23 protein-coding genes and 3 tRNA genes are annotated in these 19,970 nt (G+C 62.8%); 16 read left to right on the top strand and 10 right to left on the bottom strand.

The features are described from left to right. Nucleotides 1–26: 26 nt before the first annotated feature. Both G6N38_RS06380 and G6N38_RS06375 read left to right on the top strand, forming a co-directional pair. Nucleotides 27–791 (top strand): ABC transporter permease, encoded by a 765-nt coding sequence (locus G6N38_RS06380; protein ID WP_246227744.1) that lies wholly within the window; start codon nucleotides 27–29, stop codon nucleotides 789–791. A gap of 22 nt (nucleotides 792–813) precedes the next feature. Continuing rightward, complete coding sequence (locus G6N38_RS06375; protein ID WP_163746753.1) at nucleotides 814–1,905, top strand: metallophosphoesterase; 1,092 nt, start codon at nucleotides 814–816, stop codon at nucleotides 1,903–1,905. A 5-nt stretch (nucleotides 1,906–1,910) separates the two neighbouring features. Here the strand turns inward: G6N38_RS06375 and G6N38_RS06370 are convergent, their stop codons facing one another. Next, nucleotides 1,911–2,651, bottom strand: a complete 741-nt coding sequence (locus G6N38_RS06370; RefSeq protein ID WP_163746752.1) for a glucose 1-dehydrogenase — start codon at nucleotides 2,649–2,651, stop codon at nucleotides 1,911–1,913. Between the two features lie 164 nt (nucleotides 2,652–2,815). Here G6N38_RS06370 and G6N38_RS06365 point away from each other — a divergent pair, with 164 nt between their 5' ends. Next, nucleotides 2,816–3,604 (top strand): alpha/beta hydrolase, encoded by a 789-nt coding sequence (locus tag G6N38_RS06365; RefSeq protein ID WP_163746751.1) that lies wholly within the window; start codon nucleotides 2,816–2,818, stop codon nucleotides 3,602–3,604. 63 nt (nucleotides 3,605–3,667) lie between these two features. Continuing rightward, complete coding sequence (locus tag G6N38_RS06360) at nucleotides 3,668–3,898, top strand: deoxyribodipyrimidine photolyase (RefSeq protein WP_163746750.1); 231 nt, start codon at nucleotides 3,668–3,670, stop codon at nucleotides 3,896–3,898. Between the two features lie 4 nt (nucleotides 3,899–3,902). On the opposite strand, the gene G6N38_RS06355 is transcribed toward G6N38_RS06360, so the two are convergent. From G6N38_RS06355 to G6N38_RS06345, 3 genes are all read right to left on the bottom strand, one after another. Beyond that, on the bottom strand, nucleotides 3,903–4,493 hold the full coding sequence (locus G6N38_RS06355; protein WP_163746749.1) for a TetR/AcrR family transcriptional regulator: 591 nt from the start codon (nucleotides 4,491–4,493) through the stop codon (nucleotides 3,903–3,905). A gap of 3 nt (nucleotides 4,494–4,496) precedes the next feature. Then, nucleotides 4,497–5,195 carry a crotonase/enoyl-CoA hydratase family protein gene (locus tag G6N38_RS06350; protein WP_163746748.1) on the bottom strand — a complete coding sequence of 233 codons (699 nt, stop codon included), beginning with the start codon at nucleotides 5,193–5,195 and terminating at the stop codon, nucleotides 4,497–4,499. 183 nt (nucleotides 5,196–5,378) lie between these two features. Beyond that, entirely contained in the window at nucleotides 5,379–6,095 is a 717-nt protein-coding gene (locus tag G6N38_RS06345) for an MBL fold metallo-hydrolase (RefSeq protein ID WP_163746747.1), read from the bottom strand. 145 nt (nucleotides 6,096–6,240) lie between these two features. Here G6N38_RS06345 and G6N38_RS06340 point away from each other — a divergent pair. The 10 genes from G6N38_RS06340 (at nucleotide 6,241) to rplA (ending at nucleotide 10,567) form a co-directional block, all read left to right on the top strand. Further along, nucleotides 6,241–6,313 (top strand) — tRNA-Thr (locus G6N38_RS06340). A gap of 61 nt (nucleotides 6,314–6,374) precedes the next feature. Then, nucleotides 6,375–6,448 (top strand) — tRNA-Met (locus G6N38_RS06335). A gap of 43 nt (nucleotides 6,449–6,491) precedes the next feature. After that, nucleotides 6,492–6,659, top strand: coding sequence for a 50S ribosomal protein L33 (gene rpmG, locus G6N38_RS06330; RefSeq protein ID WP_005143733.1), 168 nt, complete (start codon nucleotides 6,492–6,494; stop codon nucleotides 6,657–6,659). 92 nt (nucleotides 6,660–6,751) lie between these two features. Further along, the gene (hadB, locus tag G6N38_RS06325) at nucleotides 6,752–7,180 is read left to right on the top strand and encodes a (3R)-hydroxyacyl-ACP dehydratase subunit HadB (protein ID WP_163751837.1); all 429 of its coding nucleotides are present in this window, start codon (nucleotides 6,752–6,754) and stop codon (nucleotides 7,178–7,180) included. Nucleotides 7,181–7,182: 2 nt separating this feature from the next. Continuing rightward, nucleotides 7,183–7,695: a (3R)-hydroxyacyl-ACP dehydratase subunit HadC gene (gene hadC, locus G6N38_RS06320; protein ID WP_163746746.1), complete on the top strand. Its 513-nt coding sequence runs from the start codon at nucleotides 7,183–7,185 to the stop codon at nucleotides 7,693–7,695. Between the two features lie 185 nt (nucleotides 7,696–7,880). Beyond that, nucleotides 7,881–7,953 (top strand) — tRNA-Trp (locus G6N38_RS06315). Nucleotides 7,954–8,052: 99 nt separating this feature from the next. Continuing rightward, nucleotides 8,053–8,493 (top strand): preprotein translocase subunit SecE, encoded by a 441-nt coding sequence (secE, locus tag G6N38_RS06310; protein WP_163746745.1) that lies wholly within the window; start codon nucleotides 8,053–8,055, stop codon nucleotides 8,491–8,493. 35 nt (nucleotides 8,494–8,528) lie between these two features. Further along, nucleotides 8,529–9,314: a transcription termination/antitermination protein NusG gene (gene nusG / locus G6N38_RS06305; RefSeq protein ID WP_163746744.1), complete on the top strand. Its 786-nt coding sequence runs from the start codon at nucleotides 8,529–8,531 to the stop codon at nucleotides 9,312–9,314. A gap of 37 nt (nucleotides 9,315–9,351) precedes the next feature. Further along, nucleotides 9,352–9,783, top strand: coding sequence for a 50S ribosomal protein L11 (gene rplK / locus G6N38_RS06300; protein ID WP_163697276.1), 432 nt, complete (start codon nucleotides 9,352–9,354; stop codon nucleotides 9,781–9,783). A gap of 70 nt (nucleotides 9,784–9,853) precedes the next feature. After that, entirely contained in the window at nucleotides 9,854–10,567 is a 714-nt protein-coding gene (rplA, locus tag G6N38_RS06295) for a 50S ribosomal protein L1 (protein ID WP_163746743.1), read from the top strand. Nucleotides 10,568–10,616: 49 nt separating this feature from the next. On the opposite strand, the gene G6N38_RS06290 is transcribed toward rplA, so the two are convergent. The 3 genes from G6N38_RS06290 to G6N38_RS06280 form a co-directional block, all read right to left on the bottom strand. Next, nucleotides 10,617–11,612, bottom strand: coding sequence for an endonuclease/exonuclease/phosphatase family protein (locus tag G6N38_RS06290; RefSeq protein WP_163746742.1), 996 nt, complete (start codon nucleotides 11,610–11,612; stop codon nucleotides 10,617–10,619). A gap of 167 nt (nucleotides 11,613–11,779) precedes the next feature. Then, entirely contained in the window at nucleotides 11,780–13,267 is a 1,488-nt protein-coding gene (locus G6N38_RS06285) for a sugar transferase (RefSeq protein ID WP_163746741.1), read from the bottom strand. A gap of 159 nt (nucleotides 13,268–13,426) precedes the next feature. Continuing rightward, entirely contained in the window at nucleotides 13,427–13,954 is a 528-nt protein-coding gene (locus G6N38_RS06280; RefSeq protein WP_163751836.1) for an arsenate reductase/protein-tyrosine-phosphatase family protein, read from the bottom strand. 173 nt (nucleotides 13,955–14,127) lie between these two features. Between G6N38_RS06280 and G6N38_RS06275 the strand changes: the two genes are divergently transcribed. Continuing rightward, nucleotides 14,128–15,528, top strand: coding sequence for an O-antigen ligase family protein (locus tag G6N38_RS06275; RefSeq protein WP_163746740.1), 1,401 nt, complete (start codon nucleotides 14,128–14,130; stop codon nucleotides 15,526–15,528). Here the strand turns inward: G6N38_RS06275 and G6N38_RS06270 are convergent. From G6N38_RS06270 to G6N38_RS06260, 3 genes are read right to left on the bottom strand one after another with little or no spacing between them, the layout of a single operon-like run. Beyond that, nucleotides 15,525–16,649: a glycosyltransferase family 4 protein gene (locus tag G6N38_RS06270; protein WP_246227738.1), complete on the bottom strand. Its 1,125-nt coding sequence runs from the start codon at nucleotides 16,647–16,649 to the stop codon at nucleotides 15,525–15,527. The genes G6N38_RS06275 and G6N38_RS06270 overlap by 4 nt on opposite strands. Before the next feature lie 41 nt (nucleotides 16,650–16,690). Then, nucleotides 16,691–17,974 carry a nucleotide sugar dehydrogenase gene (locus G6N38_RS06265; protein ID WP_163746739.1) on the bottom strand — a complete coding sequence of 428 codons (1,284 nt, stop codon included), beginning with the start codon at nucleotides 17,972–17,974 and terminating at the stop codon, nucleotides 16,691–16,693. An 8-nt stretch (nucleotides 17,975–17,982) separates the two neighbouring features. Then, the gene (locus G6N38_RS06260) at nucleotides 17,983–18,744 is read right to left on the bottom strand and encodes a WecB/TagA/CpsF family glycosyltransferase (RefSeq protein ID WP_246227736.1); all 762 of its coding nucleotides are present in this window, start codon (nucleotides 18,742–18,744) and stop codon (nucleotides 17,983–17,985) included. Between the two features lie 392 nt (nucleotides 18,745–19,136). Between G6N38_RS06260 and G6N38_RS06255 the strand changes: the two genes are divergently transcribed. After that, nucleotides 19,137–19,970 (top strand): class I SAM-dependent methyltransferase, encoded by an 834-nt coding sequence (locus G6N38_RS06255; RefSeq protein WP_163746738.1) that lies wholly within the window; start codon nucleotides 19,137–19,139, stop codon nucleotides 19,968–19,970.

Genomic DNA, 19,970 nt, shown 5'->3' with positions numbered 1-19,970 from the left:
GCAGCTCGTCTCGCGCCGGGCGATCCGTGTGGGCACCGCTCCTCGGCATCGCGACGGTCCTTGTGGCGTGGCAGCTGGTGTACCTCAGCGGCTGGAAGCCGTCCTTCATCCTGCCCAGCCCGGCCACCGTGTTGACCGAGTTGTGGATTCAGGCCCAACACCCGGTGTTGTGGCAGGCCATCTGGACCACGATGGGCAGAGCCCTGGCCGGGTTTGGGCTGGCTCTGTTGATCGGGACCGCGCTCGGTGTTGCGGTGTCGCGGAATCGATTGCTGCGTGCGGCGTTCGGCCCGATCATCACCGGTCTGCAAACCATGCCGGCAATAGCGTGGTTCCCGTTTGCCATCATCTTCTTCGGGATCACCACATCGGCGATTCTGTTCGTCATCGTGATCGGCACGGCGCCGGCGATCGCGACCGGCGTCATCGCCGGTTCTGACCACATCCCGCCGCTACTGTTGCGATCCGCCAAGAGCATGGGTCTGCGTGGAATCGCGCTTTACCGGCATCTGATCCTGCCGGCCTCGTTGCCGATGTTCGTCGCGGGACTCAAGCAGGGTTGGGCATTCGCCTGGCGCAGCCTGATGTCGGGTGAGTTGGTGGTGATCGTCACCAACACCGCCTCGATCGGTGTACTGCTGGAGAACGCCCAGAACCTGACCGATATGCCCGCGGCGATCGCGATCATGATCGTCATCCTCATCCTGGGGATCGTCATCGACGCCCTGTTCACCGCGCTGGACAGGGTGATTCGGCGTCGCTGGGGTCTGGTGGACGCGGCGCATTCGTAATAACGACAAAGGAGTTCGATTCGTGACGGCAACGGACACGTCGACTGCGTTTCGCCTCTGGGCATTCGGCGACGCGCACGTCGGCACCGACAAGCAGTTCGGCCGAAGCAGCCTCGCCGAGGCGATCTCGCAATCGGAGTTCGGCGGCGCAGAGGGTGGCCCCTCGTTCGACTGGGATATCGCCATCGACGTCGGTGACATGTCCGGCGCCCACCACAGCCTGCCCGACGATACTGAGGGCCAAGAGGTGCGAAAGCAATTCGCGGCGCTGCGAACCCACCGTCGTGAGGACGTCTACAGCGTGAGCGGGAATCACGATCGCAGCGGCCTCTCCGAGTCAGAGGCCTGGTGGTGGCAGAAGTGGATCGATCCGCTCGGCGAGCACACCGAGTTTTCCGGTGTCGACCCCGCCGCACGACGGTACGGCGTCGAGGGCACCTGGGAGCGCTACTCGTTCCGGGTCGGCAACCTGTTGTTCCTGATGATGAGCGACCGCAATGAGCCCACCCAGACCGTCGGGCGAGGCACGCTCGGCGGTAACCCCGGCGGGGTCGTCAGCGCTGAGACGTTCGACTGGTTCACCGCGATGGTCGACGACAACCCGGATGCCATCGTCATCGCGGTGCATCACTACGTGCTGAAGAACACCACGGTGGCATCCGGCGAATGGGAGGGGGTGCGCAAGAATGCGGCAGGGGAGTGGGAGGAGCACTACCATCGGCCCTTCGGTAAAGGCACACCCCAAGGCGCGTCATACTTGTACTGGGTTGGCAGCAAGCCGGATTCGGCCGCGTTCGAAGACTTCCTGGTCGCTCGGCCCGGCCGGGTGCAGATGTGGCTCGCCGGGCACACGCACACCAATCCCGATGACTCCCATGGCGGCAAGACTCACATCGAGCGCCGCTGGGGCACGTGGTTTTTGAATGTCGCGTCGTTGAGCCGCCACCACATGCCGCGTACCACACTGCCGATCAGTCGATTGCTGACGTTCACCCCCGGTAGTCCCGAGGTGCGGGTGCAGTGCTATCTGCACACCAGCCAGCATGCGCCGCAGGGGTGGTATCCCAAGGCGGAACGGACCATCGCGCTGGATCGCCCGTTCGAGTGGGGATAGTCCGGCTACGGCAGGCGATGCGGTACGTCGGTGATCAAGCCGCCGTCCATCACGAACTCCGACCCGGTGGCATAAGACGACTCGTCGCTGGCCAGGAACAGCACGAATGTCGATACCTCGTGGGGCTCACCGAGGCGCCCCATCGGTGCGGCCACCAGATCGTCGGGCATGTGGGCGGTCATCGGTGTGCGGATCATCCCCGGGTGCAGTGAGTTCACCCGAATGTTGCTGGCGGCCAGTTCAAGTGCGGCCGATTTGGTCAGCCCGCGGATGGCCCACTTGGATGCGACGTAGCCGTGGTTTCCCGGTGTGCCGCGCATGGCCTGGATCGACGACATATTGATGATCGAGCCGCCGCCCGCATCGGTCATCGGCTCGATCACCGATTTGATGCCGAGCATGGTGCCGGTGAGGTTGACGTCGATAACCCGCTGCCAACGTTCGGGTTCGAGGTTCTTCAACGTGCGCCGGTAGACGATGCCGGCATTGTTCACCAGGACAGTGAGGGTGCCGAACTCGCGCAGAGTCAGCGCGACCGCCGCTGACCAGTCGTCAGGGTCCGAGACGTCGAGGTGGATGTAGCGTGCGGCATCGCCGATCGCAGCGGCCGTGGCCGCACCCTCCTCGTCGACGACGTCGGCGAGAACCACCAAGGCGCCTTCGCTGGCCAGCAACCGGGCATGGGAAGCGCCCATCCCGCGCGCGGCACCGGTGATCAGGGCGACCTTGCCCTCGACGCGTCCCATGGGCCGCACGGTACCCGGGCACCCGGTCCGGATGGGATTACGTGGCCGCTAGCTGAGACCACGTGTTCAGCATGTGCCGGCTGGCCTCGAAAGCCAGATCATCAACGAGGGTTACCGCCGCGTTCGCCCACCAAACGACAACGCCACGGATAGGGTGAGCCGCTGTGTTGGAGGTGATCGACAAGGGCGGGGCCACGGCCGCCCACGCCACACCGCTGTTGTTCGTGCACGGCGCCTTTCACGGGGCATGGTGCTGGGACGACCATTTTCTGGACTACTTCGCCGACCGCGGCTACCACGCGCTGGCGCTGAACCTGCGCGGCCACGGCGGCAGCTCGTCGCCGGCGCCGATCAACGAGTGCAGCGTCTTCGACTACGTCCGCGACGTGAGTACGGTCGCTGATCGTTTGCCGGTGCCGCCGGTGGTGATCGGACACTCGATGGGCGGCTTCGTGGTGCAGAAGTACCTGGCCGTGCACGCCGCACCCGCCGCTGTGCTGGTCGCCTCGGCACCCCCGACCGGCATCGCTCCCGCGACGGTGCGGGTCGCCCGCCGGCACTGGCGCCAGTCGATGCGCACCCGGTCGTTCAGTCGGCCGCTGGATTTCTTTGCCGCACCAGGTGTTTCACGCGCCACCTTCTACCATTCCGCCACGCCTGACGAGATCGTCGAAGCCTGCACATCGCGGCTGGGGCCAGAGAGTGCCCGGGTGCTGTACCGAGATCTGCTCTACCGCCACCTTGCCCGGCCCAAGCTGGTCACCGCCCCGGTGCTGGTGCTCGGCGCCGAACTGGACGGGTTCTTCACCCCTGGTGAAGTCGCCGCGACCGCACGGGCGTATCGCACCGAGCCGGTGATGTTTCCCGGTATGGGCCACAACATGATGCTCGAGCGCGGCTGGGAGGCCGTGGCCGACCGGATTGACCGATGGGTGTGGGCAAGCCTGAGCTGACGGGGTGGTTAGTTTGCGCCCGGAACGGGAAACCAGACGCGGACCCCGACCAAGGAGGCAGCAATGTTGCACAGCGTCGTGCTGGCGGCCAGCGACAACATCGAGGCCGCAGGGTTCATCCTGCGCGGCATCAAGGGCATTTTCGTAGCCATTGGCAGCATCATCGCCGCGGTCGTCTGTGCCGTCATTGCCGGTGCCAAAGGGCGAAATCCGTTCGGCTGGGGCATTCTCGGCCTGTTCTTTTCGATCCTGACGCTCATCGTCATCATCGTGATCCCGAGCAAGAAGTCCTGAGCACTCAGGCGCGGAAGCCGGCAAGCACCGCTTGCACCCCGACATCCCAGCGCCGGTTCACCGAATCCGCCGACGTGCCCAGCCACCGCCCGGCTTCCTGCACCGCCAAACCCTGTGCCAGAGCCAGCAATACGTGGGCGATGTCGACCGGATCCCCGCAGAGTAAACCGGCGTCGATGCAGCGCTGCACCTTGCCGACGAGGATCTCCCGCACCGTCGGCGCTGCCGCCAGTTGATCGGGATCGGGGTCCAGGTCCTGGAACGGCCGGCTGAACATCACCCGAGCCAGGGGTGGATAGTCCAGGCAGAACCGGCGGAACACCGGGATCACCGCCCGCAGGTCGGCCAGTGCATCTGTGGTCTCGGCAGTTGCGACGAGCTCAGCGCCCAGTCGGCGGAACCCCTCGAAGAACACCGCCCGCAGCAGCCCGTCTTTGTCGGAGAACAGCTCGTAGACCGCGGGCACCGACGTGCCGGCACGTTCGGCCACCCGCCGGGTGGTGAAGCCGGACATGCCGTCTTCGCACAGCGTGCTCACTGCCACGTCGACCACGCGGTCGCGCAGCTCGGGAGTGCGCTGCTTGACCCTGGGCACGGACTAGGACAGCCCGAACTCGGAGCCGATGTCGTCGATACCGGCTCGCATGGCGTCCAGGGTGGCCTGGCGGGCACGCATCTTGCAGGCCAGGTGCGCGCTGGCGTTGAGAGTGGCCAACTCGCGGGCAGCTTCTTCGGCACGCGAGAGCACCATGTCGTTCAGGACGATCTCGTCCACCCAGCCGCCGGCCAGCGCGGTATCGCCGAGGAAATTCTTGGCCAGCCCAACCGCCTGCTGATAAGCCGAGGGGGTGAGCCGAAGCCGCATGATCTCCAGTGCGGGGTAGGGCAGCACCATTCCGATCGCCACTTCGTTGGCCTGAAAGTTGTAGGTGGGACCACAAATTCGATGGTCGGTGCTGCAGGCCAGGAACGACCCCATGGCGATCGCGTGGCCGGTGATCGCCGCGACGACGGGCTTCGGGAACGACAGCAGCCGGTGGGACAGATTGAACCCACCCCGCAGCATGTCGATGGAGGCCTGGATATCACCGGAGCGGAAGACCTTCAGGTCGAAGCCACCGCTGAACACCCGCTCGTTGCCGGCGATCACCACCGCACCGGCATCCTCGGCGATGGCGCGGTCCAGGTTTTCGTTGATCTCGGCCAACAAGGCCGGACTCAGCACGTTGACCTTGCCGTCGTCCATCGTGAGGACGGCGATCGCGTCGTCCTTGCGGTAGCTGACCGATCCACTCATGGATGCTCCTTCGTCGCAGCGCCTATTTTCGTACCGACGTTACGTAACGAAGTTTCGGTTGCCAAGGAGGACCTGCAACCGCCCCGTAGCGGCGTCGGTCCCCGCGGACTGGCCGCCCATGATCCGCCCGCCCGCGACTCCGTTGGACATGCCGAAAAGTCCTGGCTGTCAACGGAACTGGGGTCAGGCCCCCATGAGCGAGCGCCACTGGTCCAGGGTGGAAACCTTGTAGACGTAGTTGGAGCGCTTGACTTCTGACAGGGTGGCGCTGGGCTCGATGGAGTACCAGTGCCCGGGGAACACCGTCGGATCATCGGACAGCGCGGCCAGCTGCTGCAGGCTGCGGAACATCTCGTCGACGTCGCCGCCGGGGAAATCGGTACGGCCGCAACCATCCAGGAACAGGGTGTCCCCGGCGACCAGGCGACCGTCGAGCAGGAAGCACTGGCTGCCCGGTGTGTGGCCGGGTGTGTGCAGCAACTCGATCTCGATGGCGCCGACGTCGACCTTGTCGCCGTGCTCGTGGGTGGTCAGGCTGCTCATCGGGATGTCGGTCACCCGAGAGACCCACAGCGCTTCGTGGGTATTGACGTGGACCGGCACCTCGACCCGCTCGAGCAGCTCGGCCAGGCCCGTCAGCGTGTAGCCCATCATCGATCCCCCGACGTGGTCGGGGTGGTGGTGGGTGACCAGCACCCCGGACAGGTGCATGCCGTCGGCCTCGAGGATGTCGACCAGATCGCCGGAGGCGTAGGCCGGGTCGACGACCACGGCGTCGCCGGTCTCCCGGTCGCCGATCAGATAGGCGAAATTGCGCATCTGCTGCGCCATCATGTCGCCGGCGGCGAAATCGCGGCCGGCGAGCAACTGCCGGAAGTAGAGGCGGTCCGTCGATGCCATGAACCAACAGTAGGCGTTCGACCAGCGGCGCCCGCCGCGGCCTGCGGGTCATTTCCCCACCACGACGAGCGGTTTGGCTGAGCCCAGCCGCAGGCTGTACCCTCTTTAAGGCCCACGCCGCGCTGAATGTTGCGTCGAGGGTCAGGCCCCCTTAGCTCAGTCGGTAGAGCGTTTCCATGGTAAGGAAAAGGTCAACGGTTCGATTCCGTTAGGGGGCTCGGTGGACACTCGGATCTCTCGGCTGACCTCTGGGCGCGGAGTTTCGCAAGTGCCTATCGGGGCGGTGTAGCTCAGCTGGTTAGAGCGCACGACTCATAATCGTGAGGTCGGGAGATCGAGCCTCCCCACCGCTACAGGTAGTACATGCAAACGAGAACGTGAAAGAAGGCAACGGACGTGGCCTCCAGTACCGACGTGCGGCCGAAGATCACTTTGGCCTGCGAGGTGTGCAAGCACCGTAACTACATCACCAAGAAGAACCGTCGCAACGACCCTGACCGCCTCGAGCTGAAGAAGTTCTGCCCGAACTGCGGCCAGCACCAGCCGCACAAAGAGTCGCGCTGATGTGTCGGCCGCCTACCGGCGGCCGATAGCACGGGAGACCTACGCGGCGCTTGCTCGGCGTCGTGAGTGAGACGGAGAGAGTGGCTTCAACGATGGCACTGCGTGAGTTCAGTTCGGTCAAGGTGGGCGAGGAGCTCCCTGAACAGGTCATCACCTTGACCCGTGCCGACCTGGTCAACTACGCCGGCGTGTCCGGCGACCTCAACCCGATCCACTGGGACGACGAAATCGCCAAGCAAATCGGCCTGGACACGGCGATCGCCCACGGCATGCTGACGATGGGCCTTGGCGGCGGCTTCGTCACCACCTGGGTGGGCGACCCCGGCGCGGTGACCGAGTTCAACGTGCGCTTCACGGCCATCGTGCCCGTGCCCAACGACGGCGTCGGCGCCGAAATCGTGTTCAGCGGCAAGGTGAAGTCGACCGACCCCGAGAGCAAGTCGGTGACGATCGCACTGGTTGCCACCACCGGTGGGAAGAAGATCTTTGGTCGCGCCGTGGCGATAGCGAAGTTGGCGTAGCGGTGGCACTCAAGATCGATATCCTCGGAATGGTCTGGAAGTACCCGGACACCTTCGTGGTGGGCCGTGAGCAGATTCGCCAGTATTCGAACGCGGTGAAGTCCGCCGCCCCGGCATCGATGGACGAAAAGGCTGCCGCAGAACTGGGCCACCCCGGTGTGGTGGCGCCGCTGACGTTCATGTCGATCTTCGCGGTGATGATCCAGCGGCACTTTTTCCAGCACGTGGACGTCGGCCTGAAGACCATGCAGATCGTGCAGGTGGATCAGAGGTTCAAGTACTACCGGCCGATTGTCGAGGGCGACGCCCTGCAAGGCACCATGTACATCGAGTCGGTCGAGGAGCGCTTCGGCGCCGACATCGTCACCACCCGCAACGTCCTGATCGACCAACACGGCGAGACCGTGATGGAGTCCTTCACCACGTTGATGGGTCACGAGGGCGACAACTCGATTTCGGCGGGCTGGGATCCCGAGACCGGGCAGGTGCTGCGCAAACCGGTCAGTCACGACTGACGACGGATTAACACCTGCCCGATGTGCCGTTGTACACTCGGACCTCGGGGTTTTCCCAGATAAGCGCGCTGTCCGTCGGTTCGGGTTGACCGAACGGGGAGCGCGCGAGCTATGTGGGAGCACTCCGTTGCAGCGGCAACGACGATCCTGAGCTTGCGAAGGTGAGGAGTGTCGCAATAAGACAGAGGGGCGTAGCTCAACTGGCAGAGCAGCGGTCTCCAAAACCGCAGGTTGCAGGTTCAAGTCCTGTCGCCCCTGCAATAACTGAATAAGACTGGTTTGGAACATGGTGGACACTGGAGGGTGCACACCGGGTTGGGGTACTCAGCCCAGACACTCGACACAAAGGAGCATGCGGTGAGCGACGAGCGCGACAGTGCTGACGCCGCAGGCGACGCCGGACTGGATGGCAACGAGGACACCGGCGGGCAGACCGTCGTCGTGTCCCGGCCCTCGCGCCCCACTGGCAAGCGGTCCCGGCGTGCCGGCGCCACCGCGCTGGCTGAGCCGGAAGAAGCCGAATCGACCGCTGAGGAACTCGGCGTCGAGAAGGACAAGTCCACCAAGAAGTCCAAGAAGGCCAAAAAGGCGAAGTCCGGGCCCTCGCGCAACCCGATCCTGTTCGTGTGGAACTACCTCAAGCAGGTCGTCGCCGAACTGCGCAAGGTGATCTGGCCGAACCGCAAGCAAATGGTCAGCTACACCACCGTGGTCCTGCTGTTCCTGGCCTTCATGGTGGCCCTGATCGGCGGGGTCGACCTGGGCCTGGCCAAGCTGGTGCTGTGGGTGTTCGGCTAGCCCAACGCTGACGTTTTTAGAGAGGACTGACTACCGTGACAACCCCCGAAGGCGATACGCCCACGGGTGAGGCCATCGATGTCATCGACGACGCCGCCTCGGCGGTCGAGTCGGACATCGAGGAAACCACACCTGAGCTCGAGGCGGCGCCTGACGCTGACGCGACGCAAGCCGCCAGCGAGGCTGCCGAGGAGGAACTCGATCCGGCCGCCGCGCTCAAGGCGGAGCTGCGCAGCAAGCCGGGTGACTGGTACGTCATTCACTCCTACGCCGGTTACGAGAACAAGGTGAAGGCCAACCTCGAGACCCGCGTGCAGAACCTCGACGTCGGCGACTACATCTTCCAGGTGGAGGTGCCCACCGAAGAGGTCACCGAGATCAAGAACGGCCAGCGCAAGCAGGTCAATCGCAAGGTGCTGCCGGGCTACATCCTGGTCCGGATGGACCTGACCGACGACTCGTGGGCCGCGGTGCGCAACACCCCAGGTGTGACGGGGTTCGTCGGCGCGACGTCGCGACCGACGTCGCTGGCGCTCGATGACGTGGTCAAGTTCCTGCTGCCGCAGGGCGCCGCGAAGAAGCCCGGCAAGGCCGCGTCCACCGCCGCCGCCGCCTCGTCGGAAGCCACGCTGGAACGCCCGGAGATTCTGGTGGACTTCGAGGTCGGCGAGTCGGTCACCGTCATGGACGGACCGTTCGCGACGTTGCCGGCATCGATCAGCGAGGTCAACGCCGAACAGCAGAAGCTCAAGGTGCTGGTGTCCATCTTCGGCCGCGAGACACCCGTCGAACTGACCTTCACCCAGGTCGCCAAGATCTGATCGCTTTTCGCGATCGCTAGAAAGGAAACAACCCCGCATGGCCCCGAAGAAGAAAAAGGTCGTCGGGCTGATCAAGCTGCAGATCCAGGCCGGGCAGGCCAACCCCGCCCCGCCGGTCGGCCCTGCGCTCGGCCAGCACGGCGTCAACATCATGGAGTTCTGCAAGGCGTACAACGCCGCGACTGAGAACCAGCGCGGCAACGTCATCCCCGTCGAGATCAGCGTCTACGAGGATCGCAGCTTCACCTTCGCGCTGAAGACGCCGCCCGCTGCCCGCCTGCTGCTCAAAGCCGCCGGTATCCAGAAGGGTTCGGCCGAGCCGCACAAGACCAAGGTGGCGAAGATCAGCTGGGATCAGGTGCGCGAGATCGCCGAGACCAAGAAGGAAGATCTCAACGCCAACGACATCGACCAGGCCGCCAAGATCATCGCTGGCACTGCCCGGTCGATGGGCATCACCGTCGAGTAGACAGCACGCCGCGGGAGGGCTCGCTTCGGCCCGTCAACCGCGACTCCAACGAAACAGATTGGACTAACCAATGAGCAAGACCAGCAAGGCATATCGCGAAGCCGCCGAGAAGGTGGACCGCACCAAGCTCTACACCCCGCTCGAGGCGGCCAAGCTCGCCAAGGAGACCTCGTCGAAGAAGCAGGACGCGACCGTCGAGGTGGCGATCCGGCTCGGCGTCGACCCGCGCAAGGCCGACCAGATGGTCCGCGGCACGGTCAACCTGCCCAACGGCACGGGTAAGACCGCCCGCGTGGCGGTGTTCGCGGTGGGCGAGAAGGCCGAGGCCGCGCTGGCCGCTGGCGCCGATGTTGTGGGCAGCGACGACCTGATCGAAAAGATCCAGGGCGGCTTCCTGGACTTCGACGCCGCGATCGCCACGCCCGACCAGATGGCCAAGGTGGGTCGTATCGCCCGCGTGCTGGGCCCGCGCGGTCTGATGCCGAACCCCAAGACCGGCACCGTCACCCCTGACGTGGCCAAGGCGGTCACCGACATCAAGGGCGGCAAGATCAACTTCCGCGTCGACAAGCAGGCCAACCTGCACTTCGTGATCGGCAAGGCATCGTTCGACGAGAAGAAGCTGGCCGAGAATTACGGCGCCGCACTCGATGAGGTGCTGCGGGCCAAGCCGTCGTCCTCCAAGGGCCGCTACTTGAAGAAGGTCACCGTGTCGACGACCACAGGCCCGGGCATCCCGGTCGACCCGGCCGTCATCCGGAACTTCACCGAGGAGCAGCAGTAAGTTTCTGATACGAGTGGCCACCTACTGGAGTAGGTGGCCACTTGTGGTTTCAGGACGCGGTCGGGTCGACCGGCACCCGGACTGTGGTGAGCAAGGCCCGGTGATCCGAACCCGGGACCTCGATGGTCCGCACTGACGACGCTGTCGCGTTCCGTGTGAGCACGTGATCGATGGTGATCACCGGTGGAAATTTCCTGTTGGACGGAAATGTCGGTGCGAAGCCAGACCCGCTCTGTTCGACCGCATCGCGGTAACCGTTGGTCAGCAGATCTCGGAACTGCCGCATGTCCGGAGTGCTGTTGTAGTCCCCACCGACGATCACCGCCGCCGCCCCAGCGGTCCGGGCGAAGTTGTCCAATTGCACCTTCGCGCCGGCCATTGCGCCTCGCCACTCGTCGACCGTGTTCGTTTCTCCCGCCACCGGGGAGTAAACGTGCACACTGGCCACCAGCGGCTCGAAGCGCAGACCGGGGATCTGCAACCGGGCTGCGGGAATGCTGACACCGCGGTGCCGCGATTCCGACAGTGGGGACAGCGGGTATCGACTCCATATGCCAGTCTCCCCGGCGTCAGGATTTGCGAGGAGCTGTGAATAAGGGAACTGGTTTTCTATGCCAGCTCGAATAAAGCGCGGTACTGCTTCTGGCGTCAATTCTGTGACCGTCACCGCGTCTGCGCTGTCGTTGGCCAGGCGGACGACAAAGTCTGGATCCGCCCGACCTTTCCGGAGGTTCAAAGAGAGCAGCCGAATATCTTGGTAGGCACCAACATCGGTCGTTCTGCCAAGGTAATACCACGAGACCTGGACCGCGAGAGTGGCCACCAGCACCACGATGGCGAGTATCGACAACGCGCGTTGGCGGCACGACGCGGCCGCGACCAAACCCGCGAGCGCGGCCAGTGACACATATGGTGCACCCACCGCGAGAACCAGGTTCTGAACATTCGAAATCGGCTGGGTGCGCGCGATCAGGGCGAGGATGGCAAGCAGGAGAGTGACGACGGTGAATGCCGTCAGGAGGCCGACACGGATGCTGCGTGACAAGAGAAGGCAGCCCTCCCAGTGTGCCGCGGTTGGATGGCACGCTACCAGTCGGGTCGGCGCGGTTAGGTGTTGTTCGTTGGCTGCGGAACTTCCGCAATGTGGATGGCCGCCCGAACGCTGCGATGGTCTGAGCCGTCAGTCACCGCGGTCAGCGCCGTGATGACCGGTCAGTATGCGCCGGCGTGACTCAAAACTGCTTTGACCGTTTTCACGGCGATCAGCAGGTCTGCGATCGTCGACCAGTTCTCGACATAGAACATGTCGAGGCGAACCGAATCCTCCCAGGACAAATCCGAGCGGCCGCTGACCTGCCATAGGCCGGTGATCCCGGGACGCACGAGCAGCCGGCGCCTGGCATAGTCGTCGTAACTCTTGACTTCGCTGGCCAGCGGAGGTCGCGGGCCAACAACGCTCATGTCCCGCTTGAATACGTTGATGAACTGCGGTAGCTCGTCAAGGCTGTACTTGCGCAGAAAGCGCCCGACGGGCGTGACGCGTGGGTCGCTGCGGATCTTGAAGAGGACACCGCCATCGCACTCGTTCTGCGCGAGGAGATTGTTGAGCATCGTGTCCGCGCCATCGACCATGGTGCGGAACTTGATCATCTCAAAGGGCTGACCATCAAGGCCGATCCGTTCCTGGCGATAGAACACCGGGCCCCTGCTGGACAGTTTGATCGCGATGGCGATAGCGATCAGGACGGGGAGTCCGCAGAACAACACCATGCTGGAGAAGAGGATGTCGAACAGTCGCTTCTGGAAGCGCTTCGCCCCATGGTATTGAGGCTTCTCGACGTGGATCAGGGGAAGTCCCGCGACCGGGCGCATCAGCAGACGGGGTCCCGCGACGTCGACAACGCCCGGCGCCACCATCAGATCGATATTGAGTTTCTCTAGTTCCCAGGACAGGTTGCGGAACCCACGACCGTCGAGCCGCTCCGTTGCGGTGACGGCCACCGCATGACTGTTGGTCACAGTCACTGCGCCTACGACATTGGACTCATCGCCGAAGGTCGGGATCATCCCGACGCCCGGCACCAGGATGCCTCGCCTATCGGCGTGACCAGGGATGCACGCTCCGACTACCTCGTACTCGGAGCCGGGTTCGCCTACCAGCGACTTGGTGAGGTCGCGCACCGCCGGAGCATTGCCCACCACCATGACCCGAGTGATGCAGCGGCCATGGCGCCGACGAGCCCGGACCACCACCTGCCGTGCGAGCCATCGGAACACAACGAGGAAGACGAGGCCGGCGGGAAGCGCAATCATGAGGTAGCCGCGGGCAATCTCCAGCTTGAACAGCATGGAGATGATCGCAACTCCGCCGAACACGGTGAGGGTGCCGACCCAGACGCGCCGGTACTCCTCAGCACCGGAACCGACTACGCGCGGCGAGCGAGAGTGGTTGATGGACAGAACGATTAACCAGCTGGCAGCGATGGCGACGGACAAAAAGAGGTAATTGGAGTATCTGAACGCTTGGCCTGCTCCAGGGAATCCACCGAAGCGCACCCACTGGGCAAGGCCGACGGCGAAGAGCACACCCACCACGTCGAGCACGACCAACCGACGCGCATATGAGCGCTGCCATACCCGCGGCTGAGCTACTGGCGCAACTATGCCTCTGCTTACCAGCGGATCGCTTACCGCAGTCATTTCCCCCCCAAAAAACGTTCGCTTCCCCGCAGGAACGTTATCCACCCGAGACCATCATAAGCATGGCAGCGCTAGGTCCGTTGGGGAATAGCCCCTGGCCCCTTGGCAGCCGGGCCGTCCAGGCCGGACCGGGGCTGACCTGGCGGCGAGCTAGGTGATCTAAGGAAGTGACGAGCGCCAGCAAAGCTCGATTATCGGGGGCAGCAAACCGGCGATTTGGGATCCGATAGCCGCAAAGAAGTCGGGGCTGCGGCCAATGGGGTCGGCGATGTCGGACACTTCATGCGTGGACACGTGCGAACGAAGGGCCGCTAGGTCGCCAACGTCCCGTGCATCGAACTCGGTCGCGAGCCGCGCCGCCTCCGAGAGCGTGAAGGTCCTGTTGAGTTGGCGTGGGGCGCCTTCGAGAACTCGGTCACGATGCGCTTTGGTCATCGTCAATACAAGATCGGCTTCCAGCGCAATTCTGGGTGTCAGCTGTCGCGCAGCGAAGTCGGCCCCATCGCCACCCAGCTTTTCCAGCACTGTGACCGCGTCGGCGTGGATGGGGTGGCCGATGACCGCTCGCGTTCCGGCACTGGTTGCCTGGAAGTCGGCCAGCTCAAGTCTGGCAGCGTACGCCGTGGCGAGTCGTTCGGCGACTGGTGATCGACAAATATTGCCGGTGCAGACAAATAGCAGCCGCAAGAGCAATTCCTTACTGTCGGTATGCGTGTCCGGCCAGCGCCGCGCGGTTCCGGTGTGGACCGGTTGGGACATCAACCATCCGGCTTCCAACTCACACGCAGCGGAACTACCGTAGACCCGGTGGCCCTGAGCGGCGCGGCCAATGCTCGACCGGGGTGGGAGGATCGTGACCGATGACGTCGAAGATCGGCAGCGCTGAACGACCGACGGAACCGTCAGAGCGGTCAGTGCCTGCCCTTTTGGTTCTGATTGTCCTTCTGTCACTTGCGACCTACGGCGCGTTTTCTTCGTCGGTGCCAATCATGTTTGTAAGCGCACTGGTCGGCGCGTGTGTGCTCCCACGTAACTCGCTGCCGCCAATGGCTTTATGGCTCGTCGTGCTGCTCCCGGTTTCAGTGATGACCATCCCGACCCCGCTGTCCAAGTACTTCTCCCCGGCAGTGCTCGTCATCGCGATCTGGGCGATCAGACTGGCGGTGGGCCAGCGGGCTTTGTTGCTCCGGGTGCCCCTTCGGGGTTGGCTGATCATTCCGCCGCTTTTCTTGCTGCTCTTTGTCTCAGCACTTGGCAGCGGACGTACCGACCTGACGATGGCTTGGGTGGCTGTACTGACGCTGTGCGTCGTCGCGCCGGCGATTCTGGGCCAGATAGCGACAGAGGACATCTGGCCCGGATTGTTGTGGGCCTTCGCGGGCATAGGCATTTTCCTCGGGCTGCTGTCCGCGGCCGAATTCTTCCTCGATTTCAATCCGTGGGCGAGTTTGATTCGCTACGACATCAGCAGCCAGACCTGGTCAACTTTCCGGGCTCGAGCCAGTCTCGGGCACCCGCTCACCATGTCGACGGCGGCCAGTGTCACCTTGGTCGCGTGTTTGTTTCCCGGCGGCGATAAACGTCTGTGGTGGCAGTGGGCCGGCGCCTTTGGCGCACTCGTCGCGGTGATCCTGTCGGTTTCACGATCCAGTGTTTTCGCCATTGGAATCGCCGCCGTGGTCGGTTTGTTCGCTGTTCGAGCCAGTAGTCGGGCTGTCGCGCAAGGGAAGCGGAGTCGATGGGGCTCGCTGTTCCTGGCGGGCGGCCTCATTTCAGTTGTCGCTTTCTCTCCACTGTTGGCACGTCGGAGTGACTCGTCCGAGGGCCTCGGCTCTGCCGAGTACCGCTCCGACATCCTTCGCAAAGCGCTGGATCTCATCACAGATCATCCGCTGGTTGGATATGGCCCAGGCACTTCGTATGTGGTGTATGCGCAACACTATGCAAGCTCAATACGCATCGGGCGCCTCGAGAACTCAGTTCTGCAACTTATCATCTCGATAGGAATTCCGGCTTCGTTATTATCCTTGATCGGATTGGGCATAATGATCGGCATTGCGCTCAAGCGATCGCGGCCCGGTGTGGCCGCCGGAATGGTGGCGTTCTTCGTCACCATCGCCGGATACAACGCACTTGACGTGAATCCAGCGCTTCTAGCTTTTGTTGCTCCACTTATCTACTGCGCGATGATGCCAATTACCGATGTGACTGCCACGGCTAACGCGTATTCGTTGGTCCACAGTTCCGGACGTCGTAGCTAACTTCGCCGGGTTGGGTCTGCGCTGTCAGCGTCAACTGTTTCACCGCATTCTGCGCCCAAGATCGATCGGTAGAGCGAATCTAAGCGCGATGCCAACGCATCGAGATCGAATGTGGATTTCACCCGGGACAATGCCCGCGTTCCCAGCAGGGATCTCGTCTGATGGTCATCGATCACGTGTGTCAGGGCTTCTGCGATGCCAGCCACATCGTCCGGCTTGACCATCACCCCGGTGTCGGCAAGAAGTTCGGGAATGCCGCCGACGTCGCTTGCGACGACACAAAGGCCGGACGCCATAGCCTCGAGGATCGCGATGGGCGTGCCTTCGTTGCGCGAAGGGAGGACGAGAACATGCGATCGTTTCAGCAGTTGAGAGACCGCCGACGAGGACAGCCACCCAACGACTTCCACTGTTGATGCGAGTCCGAGATCAGCGACGAGCGAGCGAGCCCGCGCCGTATCACCATCGCCCGCGATCGTCAGGGTGGCCTCGACTGCGGTGTGCTCAAGCGCCTTGGCCCAGGCCTCTAATAGGACAAACGTTCCTTTTCGCTCACCCACCTCGCCGAGGAACACACAGTTCACGGGGCCGCCGGCCACCTGCCCGACTGGCTGGTCTGGCCGTACGGCGCATGTCGCCGCTTCAACCCTGGCTCGCGGAGCCATGATTTGAAGGCGAGTGGTCCACGTCCTCCCTAGCCCGATGACCACGTCGGCGTGTTCGAGCGTCCCACGGATCAGTGCCTTCACAGCCGGCGACGCTTGGTCGAAAAACTCGTCGAAGTTCGATCCGTGGACATGCAGCACAACGGGCACTCTCAGCCCATAGCACATCCAACTGATGACGCATTTGCGTGCAAAGCTGCCCTTGGCCGATACGTGTATGTGCACAATTTGGGGCCGGTGCGCGAGTAGTTCATAGATGGCTTGAACCAAACCTACCGCGAATGTTGCGATGCGGTCAGTGATGCTGCCATTTCGATGTGTCGCGATATGGCGTATATGCCAGGTCTTCCAGAGTTGTGTGGTTTGCATATCGCGGACAAAGGTGGAAATGCCGCCGCGGCTATCCGTGCTGGTCGATATCCACAGGGCGCGGTGGTTTGTGTGTGGCGCGCGCACAGAACCGGTCCGCTGTCTATTGAATGCCTTCACCGGTGCCTCTAGAGCCGCCAGACACGGATGCCCGCCGCGGTAAGGGCTTCGTCATCAAAGCGGGCTTTGACATCGATAAAACAGCCACCACGGATCAGCTTCTTCTGGATGTCTTCCAACGACAGCGAGACGATTTCACGGTGGGGCACCGCCGCTACGATTGCATCGGCGCGCGGCAGTTCGTCCCATTCGAACAGGCGCACGCCGTACTCGTGCATCGCTTCCTGCGCGTCGGCCCATGGGTCGTGCGCGAACACTTCTACGCCGTAGCTCTTGAGTTCGTTGATCACATCAGCCACTTTGCTATTGCGCAGGTCCGCGCAATTCTCTTTGAAGGTGAGACCAAGGACTATCGCGCGCGCGCCTTTGACGTAGCTGCCGCTGGCAATCATGTTCTTGACGGTCTGCTCGGCGATGTATTTGCCCATGCCGTCATTGATTCGGCGGCCGGCCTGTATCACTTGCGGCAGATATCCGAGCATTTCCGCCTTGTGCGTGAGGTAGTACGGGTCGACCCCAATGCAGTGCCCGCCGACCAGTCCAGGGCTGAAAGAAAGGAAGTTCCATTTCGTGCCGGCGGCGCGCAGCACCTCCGAAGTGTCGATGCCCACTTTGTCGAAGATGATCGCGAGCTCGTTCATCAGCGCGATGTTGAGGTCTCGCTGAGTATTCTCGATTACCTTGCACGCTTCTGCCGCTTTGATATTCGAGCATCGGTGCACCCCCGGCTCCACGATGTGCTCGTAGAGCGCGGCCACCTTCTCGAGGGTCTCTGGGGTGTCACCCGACACCACTTTGATCACGTTCGTCAGCATGTGCTCACGATCGCCGGGGTTGATGCGCTCGGGGGAGTACCCGACGAAGAAGCCTTGCTTCCATCGCATGCCTGACGCCCGCTCTAGCACCGGGATGCAGACTTCCTCGGTAGCTCCCGGAAACACGGTAGATTCGAAGACCACGATGGTGCCGGTTTTCATGTTTGCGCCGACGACGTTGCTGGCACTGATCAGCGGGCCGAGGTCGGGCCGGTGCGCTTCATCTACTGGCGTCGGGACCGCGACGATGATGACGTCTGCCTCCGAAAGCACCGCGGGGTCGCTCGAGTACTCGGCGTGCACCGCTGCACGCATATCAGCATCCGGAATCTCGCGGGATGGATCGAAACCTTGCTGGCATGATTCCACGCGATTTGTCGCAATATCGAAACCGATTGTGCGCCAATGCTTGCCGAACTCAACAACAAGGGGCAGGCCTACGTAGCCGAGGCCGATGACTGCAACAGTTACGGACATTCCCTAACCTAAGAAGAACGGACCTTGAACACCGATGACGCGGCTTCCTTGGCGAACAGCCACAGGAAGGCGGTGTCATCGATGAAGTAGCGTCTGAACATACGGCGTGGTTCCTGCAAGAAGCGGAAGAACCACTCGAGTCCGGATTTCTGCATCCACAGTGGTGCCCGCTTCACTTTCCCGGCCGCGACGTCAAACGTGCCGCCCACTCCCATGGCGAAGGGAACCTTCATCTCTGCCTGATGTCGGCCGAGAAACTGTTCCTTCTTCGGTGAGCTGATAGCGACGAAGAGGATGTCGGTGCGGGCCGCCTTGATCTGTTCGACGATCTGGGCTTCTTCCGCGTCTGACTTCCAGTATCCGTTGCGATAGCCCGCAATCACGAGGCCGGGGTACTTGTTCTGGTAGAGGCGTTCCACCTCGGAGACGACTTCTTCCCGCGCGCCAAGCAGATATACCCGCCACCCCTTGTCTGCTGAGCGTGCCATCAATGACTCGAAGAGATCGATGCCGGCGACGCGCTCACTGAGTCCTTTGCCAAGGAGCCGCGATGCCCACACGACGGGCATGCCGTCGGCATTGATGAGGGCGCACTCGTTGATGATGCGGCGAAGGTCGGCGTCGCGGTTCGCCTTCACCAACTTGTCGACATTGACTACGACGTGTTGTTGGGGGCGGCCACTCTCAATGAAGCCCTCGATGGTCTGCAGCGTCTCTTCCATCGAGAGGTTGTCGATCTGACAACCCATCATTTCGATCCGGGTGCTCACGACGGATCCGTCGCCCGAATCTCATCGACATGGTGCGGTACACCGCCATTGGAAAACACTGGCTGCCCCCCTGCTCGCCTTCGTCACGCAGAACTCTACGCGGTTCGGAGGTGATGTAAACGGCGTCCTGGTCCTTGGTTTGTGCCCGCCCGGAGGACGCTCATGGTCTGCATTCAGGTGGGGGCGGAAGAACGTCGTTCATCCTCTGCCCTTGCGCGGGCCGGTATGGGATGATCCTGGTGGCGTGGTTACCGCGCGCTGAGGGGGCGTGCATGAGGGGGAGATCTTCATTCGCGGGGCCGTCCCGACGACTTGATGAACCGTCGTGGGCAATGTGGCCGACCGCTTGAGGGTTGAACCCGACGACAAGTGCGGATGCAAAGGGGAATGTCATGGCGATGCCTGATTCGATGGCCAATTTGAGTACCGAAGAATGGGAAAAGATTGAGCGCGAGGAACACGACAAAGAATATGCGGACAGCGTGGCACACGTCATCGACGTCGATGAGGCGCTGGCCTACGAGGACTACTGCTACAAGCCGGGCCGCCGAGTCGACCGGGGCCACCGGACGCGCAAAGCGCTCGATGCGGTAGGTCTCGACGATCTGGCGGGAAAAACGGTGCTGGACATCGGATGTGGCAACGGCAAGTATTCGGTGCTGCTAGCTCTGAAGGGCGCCACCGCGTACGGATTCGATTTGTCGCCGGTCGGGGTCGAGCGGGCAAAAGCATTGGCCGAGGTCAATGGAGTCGCCGATCGATGCCATTTCTCAGTCCAGAATGCACAAAAGATGGACTACCCCGATGGTCATTTCGACATCGTGCTGCTGCATGAGGTGCTGCACCACGCGATCAAGTACCCGAACGTCAAGAGTGAGGTCATGCGGGTCCTCAAGCCGGGTGGAAAACTCGTGATCACCGAGACGCTCTACGCAAACCCGGTGGTGAACTTTGGGCGATCGATCACGATGCGCGGCAAGGAAGCATTGGGCGATGTCATCCTGCAGATGTCGGACATCGAGGAGTTTTGTGACGGCTTCTCTCGGGTTGACGTCGAGCTGATGAGCTTGCTGTTCATGAGCAAGCGGGTCTTCCAAGGACATATGCACCGGCGTCCCGTCCGCGCCTTGATGTACCTCTTGAAAAAGGCCGACGATCTCCTGCTAACTGTCTTTCCCCGCCTGAAGAGGTATTGCGGCGAGTGCGTGGTCGTCTGCATCAAGTAG

The sequence above is a fragment of the Mycolicibacterium helvum genome (assembly GCF_010731895.1).
In the GTDB taxonomy this organism is placed as follows: domain Bacteria; phylum Actinomycetota; class Actinomycetes; order Mycobacteriales; family Mycobacteriaceae; genus Mycobacterium; species Mycobacterium helvum.
This window is presented reverse-complemented; position numbering and strand designations above follow the sequence as displayed.